Annotated in this window: 5 protein-coding genes; 2 read left to right on the forward strand and 3 right to left on the reverse strand. The window is 47.0% G+C overall.

Annotation, left to right across the window (positions count from 1 at the left end; genetic code table 11):
- The first annotated feature begins 23 nt into the window (after positions 1-23).
- Positions 24-1,055 (forward strand): family 43 glycosylhydrolase, encoded by a 1,032-nt coding sequence (locus CIK98_RS02765; protein WP_094382761.1) that lies wholly within the window; start codon positions 24-26, stop codon positions 1,053-1,055.
- Between the two features lie 58 nt (positions 1,056-1,113).
- Here the strand turns inward: CIK98_RS02765 and nhaD are convergent, their stop codons facing one another.
- The 3 genes from nhaD to CIK98_RS02785 all read right to left on the reverse strand — a co-directional run bounded on the left by nhaD (position 1,114) and on the right by CIK98_RS02785 (position 5,011).
- Complete coding sequence (gene nhaD, locus CIK98_RS02770) at positions 1,114-2,457, reverse strand: sodium:proton antiporter NhaD (RefSeq protein ID WP_094382762.1); 1,344 nt, start codon at positions 2,455-2,457, stop codon at positions 1,114-1,116.
- Positions 2,458-2,802: 345 nt separating this feature from the next.
- The gene (locus CIK98_RS02780; RefSeq protein WP_253249622.1) at positions 2,803-3,807 is read right to left on the reverse strand and encodes a bile acid:sodium symporter family protein; all 1,005 of its coding nucleotides are present in this window, start codon (positions 3,805-3,807) and stop codon (positions 2,803-2,805) included.
- 250 nt (positions 3,808-4,057) lie between these two features.
- The gene (locus CIK98_RS02785) at positions 4,058-5,011 is read right to left on the reverse strand and encodes a S9 family peptidase (RefSeq protein WP_094382764.1); all 954 of its coding nucleotides are present in this window, start codon (positions 5,009-5,011) and stop codon (positions 4,058-4,060) included.
- Between the two features lie 361 nt (positions 5,012-5,372).
- On the opposite strand from CIK98_RS02785, the gene CIK98_RS19000 reads away from it, so the two are divergent.
- A complete protein-coding gene (locus CIK98_RS19000; protein WP_094382765.1) occupies positions 5,373-5,750 on the forward strand; it encodes a hypothetical protein in 378 nt (125 codons plus the stop codon).
- The last annotated feature ends 291 nt before the right edge of the window (positions 5,751-6,041 follow it).

The raw sequence follows: 6,041 nt of genomic DNA on the forward strand, positions 1-6,041 counted from the left end.
ACTGATTTACACATTATATTATTATGAAACTTACTAACTTACACCTAATCGCGCTGACTGCCTCAATGGCGGTCGCCACTGTGGCTATTGCACAAGGCAACAATCACAAGGAAGAGAGAAAAACTGATTTTGTAACTGAAAAACCCATGGTTCACGACCCTGTAATGGCTGAGGAAGACGGGACATACCACATCTTAGCCACTGGCATGGGCATTCAGCGGATGACATCGAAAGACAGGAAACAGTGGACAGTGACCAGCAATCCCGTGATGACCGTAATACCGAAATGGACTCACGACTCGGTGCCTGGATTCGACAAGCATGTATGGGCTCCCGACATCATCAAGTGGCACGGAAAATGGTGGCTCGCATACAGTTGCTCCACATTCGGCAAAAACGGATCGGCCATCGGACTGCTCTCTGCCAAAAGACTCTCATCGCCAATATGGAACGACGAGGGCTGCATAGTCACATCACGCGAGAACCGCGACAACTGGAATGCCATCGACCCGAACTTCGTGATAGACGAAACCGACACGCCATGGCTCGTGTGGGGCTCGTTTTGGGACGGAATACAGTTGGCCAAGCTCGACACCACCATGCACATTGCCAAAGGCGAAAAGCCCCGCACCATTGCCCGACGCCATGCCCCTGGCACCACTACAGCCGAGCCCAACCCCACATCTGCACATGCCGGCACCAATGCCATCGAGGCACCGTTTATCTTGAAGCACGACGACTACTATTATCTCTTCGTGTCGTGGGACTACTGCTGTCGGGGAAGCAAGAGCAACTACCGTGTGGCAGTGGGTCGCAGCAAGAGCGTTGAAGGCCCATATCTCGACAAGACAGGAAAAGACATGAGTCTTGGCGGCGGCACACTGTTCATCGAAGGCGACAAGGTGAACTATGAAGCCACAGGCCACTGCGCCGCCTATTCCCTCAACGGTCAAGACATCTTCATCTGCCACGGATACAGTACGGAACTAAAAGGAGCCCCAGTGCTAATACAGCGCACCATCAACTGGAGCAACGACGGATGGCCGTCTCTTTAACTCCTTAACTCCTTTAACTTCTTTAATTTCTTTAATTTCTTTAATTTCTTTAATTTCTTTAAAAGAACACCCACCTTTGGACGCCATAAACAAGCATACCCGAGAGATAGCCTACAACTACTATCCATGAAATCTTCTTCATATACCACCCGAAGGTTATCTTCTCAAGCCCCATTACAACCACGCCGGCGGCACTGCCCACGATGAGCATCGAACCGCCCACACCGGCACAATAGGCAAGAAGTTGCCAGAAGATGCCATCCATGGCAAAGTCGCCGGCCGCCGCCACGGGATACATTCCCATACATCCTGCCACCAATGGCACATTGTCTACAATACTCGACAATACGCCGATGATGCCTGTTATAAGATAATGATTGCCGTCGAACACCTTGTTCAGGCCGTCGCCAAGAAGCTCAAGGGCCCCGATGGTCTCAAGGCATGCCACAGCCATCAATATTCCAAGGAAGAAAAGAATAGTGCCCATGTCTATGCGCGAAAGCATGTTGGTCACACGCTTCTGCATGCCGCCCTTCTCCTCTTCGCCCGACAAACGGGAGTAGAACACCTCTGTCACAGTCCACAGCACTCCCAGCACGAGCAATATGCCCATAAACGGAGGCAGGTGGGTGATGGTCTTAAACACAGGCACAAATATCAGTCCGCCTACGCCAAGGAAGAACACTGTCTTGCGCTGCACCTCTGTAAGATGGTCTTGCACACGCTCGTTCTCGCCGTAGTCCTTCACCTCCATCTTTCCCTCCAAGCTAAGCGAGAGGATATACGCCGGCACCAGCATCGACACCACCGAAGGCAGGAACACTTCCATGATGACACCCGCCGCAGACAGCAATCCCTTGTTCCACAGCATGATAGTGGTCACGTCGCCTATAGGGGAAAAGGCACCGCCGGAGTTGGCTGAGATAATCACAAGAGCTGCATAAATCAGACGGTCCTCACGGTTTTCTACCAGTTTTCTGAGTATCATTATCATCACAATGCTCGTGGTGAGATTGTCGAGCACGGCAGAAAGGATAAACGTCATGAACGCGATTCTCCACAACAGTTTTTTCTTCGTTCGTGTCTTCAGAGTGTCTCTCACGAAGTTAAAACCACCATTCTGGTCAACGAGCTCCACTATGGTCATGGCTCCCATAAGGAAAAACAGCGTGGTGGCAGTGCTGCCCAAGTGTCGTTCCATCACCTCAGCCACGGCAAGCGCCTTTCCGCTCTCCGCAATGCCTGGAATATACTGCGACGGATCAATCATAAACAAGGTCCAGCACAACACAAACATCAGCAGGGCTATAGCGGCCTTGTTGATTTTCGTAACGCTCTCAATGGCTATAAAGAAATAGCCAAGGCAGAAGACTGCCACGATAATGATACTCAAAGTAGTCATATTGCTTATTAATAATTATTCATTGTCATTATCTTCCCATATCTTCTTGTAAATAAACTTGTCGATAAAGGAAAAAAAAGACTTCGGCATGGTATGACAACTACCACACCTTGGACAAGGCATCGGCTGCGAATAAGGCGTCCCCTGCCATTTGATATCTGGAGCCAAAAAGGTATGGCGACAAACATCACATATAAACTTTTTTTCCCCTCTCAACATAGTATTCTATTTCTTTTTGCGGCAAAGTTATGCTTTTTTTTCATATCTTCCAAACTTTTGCCTATATTTTCCCCATTTTTACAAAAGATTTAGAATACCTAAAAAAAGTAATATTTACATTACTAACTACTTATGTCGTGTCAACTTCTCGTCGTATTTCACGTATATCCCGGCGAGCACTGTGCCCGAGATAGAGTGATAGGCACAGCTGATGGCACAGGGCACCACACAGAGGATGGCCTCTGGATTGCGGGCGAGGATATCGTCGTTGGCAAAGAAGGCGGTGGCAAGCACTGTCGCCATACCGGCGTTCTGCATTCCCACCTCAATGGATATGGTGCGCTTCTTGGGAAGCGAGAAGCGGAAAAGGCGGCCTACGTTATAACCGAGGATATATCCGAGGGTGTTATGGCAGAACACTACGGCAAGCATAAGCAAGAAGAGTCCCATGCCGTGAATCATCAACTGGGGCTTCACCTGCGACACCACGCCTCCCACTATCAAGGCAAGACACGTGACACTCACTCCCGGCATCATCTGCCTCACATCCTCATACCACTTACGGCTACTGGCATAGTGGTTAACCAAAAATCCTATGCCTACGGGAATGATCGTAATGAGCAATATGCCTCGAAACATTCCGAGAGTGTCAACCTCTATCCTTGTGTCGGCAAGCCACCACACAAGCAGCGGAGTCATGAATGGAGCCAACAGTGTGGAGGCTGTGGTCATGCCCACCGAAAACGCCACGTCGCCCTTGCACAAGAACGACATGATATTGCTCGACACACCGCCAGGACAGCAGCCCACGAGTATGATACCGATGGAGAGATAGGGATTAAGACCGAATACTTGGGTAAGCGCGTATGCCAACAATGGCATCAACGTAAACTGTGCACAAGCGCCAATGAAGATGTCCCACGGACGACTGAACAGTATGCGGAAGTCCTCCGTCGAAAGAGTCAGTCCCATTGTCAGCATTATCACTCCGAGGATGACGCTCGACACGTCTCCCCTCACCCACCCGAACAAGTCGGGCACGAGAAAAGCCAAAACGGCAGCGGCTATTACGTATGTCGATGAGTGTGAAACCATCCACGCACTCACCCCTGTCACAATTTCTTTCATCATCTTCGAAAAAACAACTGCAAAGGTACTAAAAAGATAGGAAACATCTACCGATGTTAACGTAATTTTACCATAACCAAGAACATTGTACAAAGGTTAAATTATTGGAAAAACGGACAAAATGACGTATATTTGCATTGGAAAAACGGACAAATTATGATTAAACGCAAAATTACCAATAAGTTAAGTGAAAGTGGATTTACCTGGACCATGAAACTCTGCACATCGAGATTAATTTCGTGATTGATCACACTTATTTATCTGATTTCAGGAAACTTTCCACTATTGGCAGTACAACAGAGTCATAGTCGGCGGAGGCTCCCATCATACTGCCCATGCTGCCAAGGTTGGCGGCATTGAACCCATGATTGGCTCCCTCTATCTTGTTGAGAGTGGCAGAAGGATAGAGACCTACTGCCTTCACTGAATTTGAGATAGGAACTATCATGTCGGCCGTGCCATGGATGATGCACACAGGCTTCGAAAACTTACCGATATGCGACCACACGTCAAAGTCCTTTATACTATTGATATATGCCTCACTCATCGACATCATTCCGCCGAAATCGCCGAAACCACCGAAACCGCCGAAGTCACCAAATCCACTGAACATCTTCACCATATCAGGTATGTTGAAAGCAGGATAGAAGAGTATCATTCCAGCAAAGTCGTCAGGACACTCGTCGGCAAGCAAGGCCGACACCAATCCACCCTGACTGCTTCCAAGCAGACAGACATTAGAAGAATCGACATAATCTAATGACTTTACTGTCTTAACAACAGCACGCAGGTCTTCCACCTCGGTAAAAACAGTCATTTCATCGGTTTTCCCGTCGCTTTTGCTCTTATCGCTTCCACCGCAGAAGTCAAAGCAATAAGCAGCAAATCCCATTTTGGCAATCGCTGAAGCATATCCTTTCATAGCCTCATGGGTAAGAGAACTGCTATGCGAGAGTATCACGGCCGGCTGTTTTTTTGACGATGTAGAATTATAATACATCATGCCAAAAATCCTGTTTCCATCGCGTTCGCTCCACACCTCGGCACTGTCAACCACCATCTCCGCCCCCGTCAGGCCAGAGTCGGTATTCTCCTCATTCTCAGTATTCTCGGGAGTCGTAATACCATTGTCGTCATCCGATGAACAAGCGGCAAAACACATAGTTGCCGCAATAAAACCTATAAATACAATCACAGTCTTTTTCATATCCTAATATTTTACTCAAGTGGACGAGTTGACGAGTTATTACTTTTGCAGTTGTTTTGCGGTTAGACTATCAACTCGTCAACTCGTCAAATTTCGGTTGCAAAGGTACACTTTTCCACACATATCACCAAGCATTTACCCCACCTTTCCACACCTGGTTAATATAGTTTAACTCAACATTCGCAGGAAAGCGAAAAAAGGAAAAGTTTCCTTGAGCGAAGCGAAAAAAAGACAATAGTCTTTTCGCTTCCTTTCGTAAGTTTTCAAAGCTCAGACATTCGGCTTAACTCCTCCCACCTTAACTCCTTAACTCCTTCCCCCCTTCCCTCCATTATATTATTTAAGTTAATAATTCATCAACATGACATCCATAAAATTAAAATTCAGGCCTTCCACCCTTAAGGATAAAGAAGGCCGCCTGTACTTCCAGGTTATAAACAGCCGCAAGGTCAGACAGATACAGACCGAGTGTCTCATTTTCCCCTCCGAGTGGGATGAAGAAACAGAGATGGAAAACTTCATGCGCATGGTAGGCGATGCAGAGAATGAAGTCACCATCGACCCCACCCGCATCCATGTAGGCGACAGAGTCCGCATCAAGACCGGCAGTCTCGCAGACTTGGAAGCCAACATCTGTAAAGAGCCCGACGGTCGCACCATGCTCGCCCTCCGCGTCGATTTCCTCGGCTATGCCAAAATGGAATGTCCCATCGACAACCTCGAACTGGTCAAAGAATAATCTTTAAGCTTTATCCTTTTAATTTTTAATCCTTTAATCCTTCTTTAAGGTTTTACCTTTTAATCTTTAATTTTTTAATCCTTCTCGTATTATTATGAATCCGCGCAGAAAGCCAATAAGATTAAAAATTAAAAATGTAAAGAGTAAAAGCTTGAAAGCTTAAAGAAATCATCCGTGACAGGCGTGTGAGGTGTGTGGGGTGTGTAGGGTTTATATACTAACATTTTTATAATTTCTATTGAAGCCCTACTATATAGTAACCCTTTAATTCAATTACGCGAAAATAATATA

This window comes from Prevotella sp. P2-180 (assembly GCF_002251435.1).
Classification (GTDB): domain Bacteria; phylum Bacteroidota; class Bacteroidia; order Bacteroidales; family Bacteroidaceae; genus Prevotella.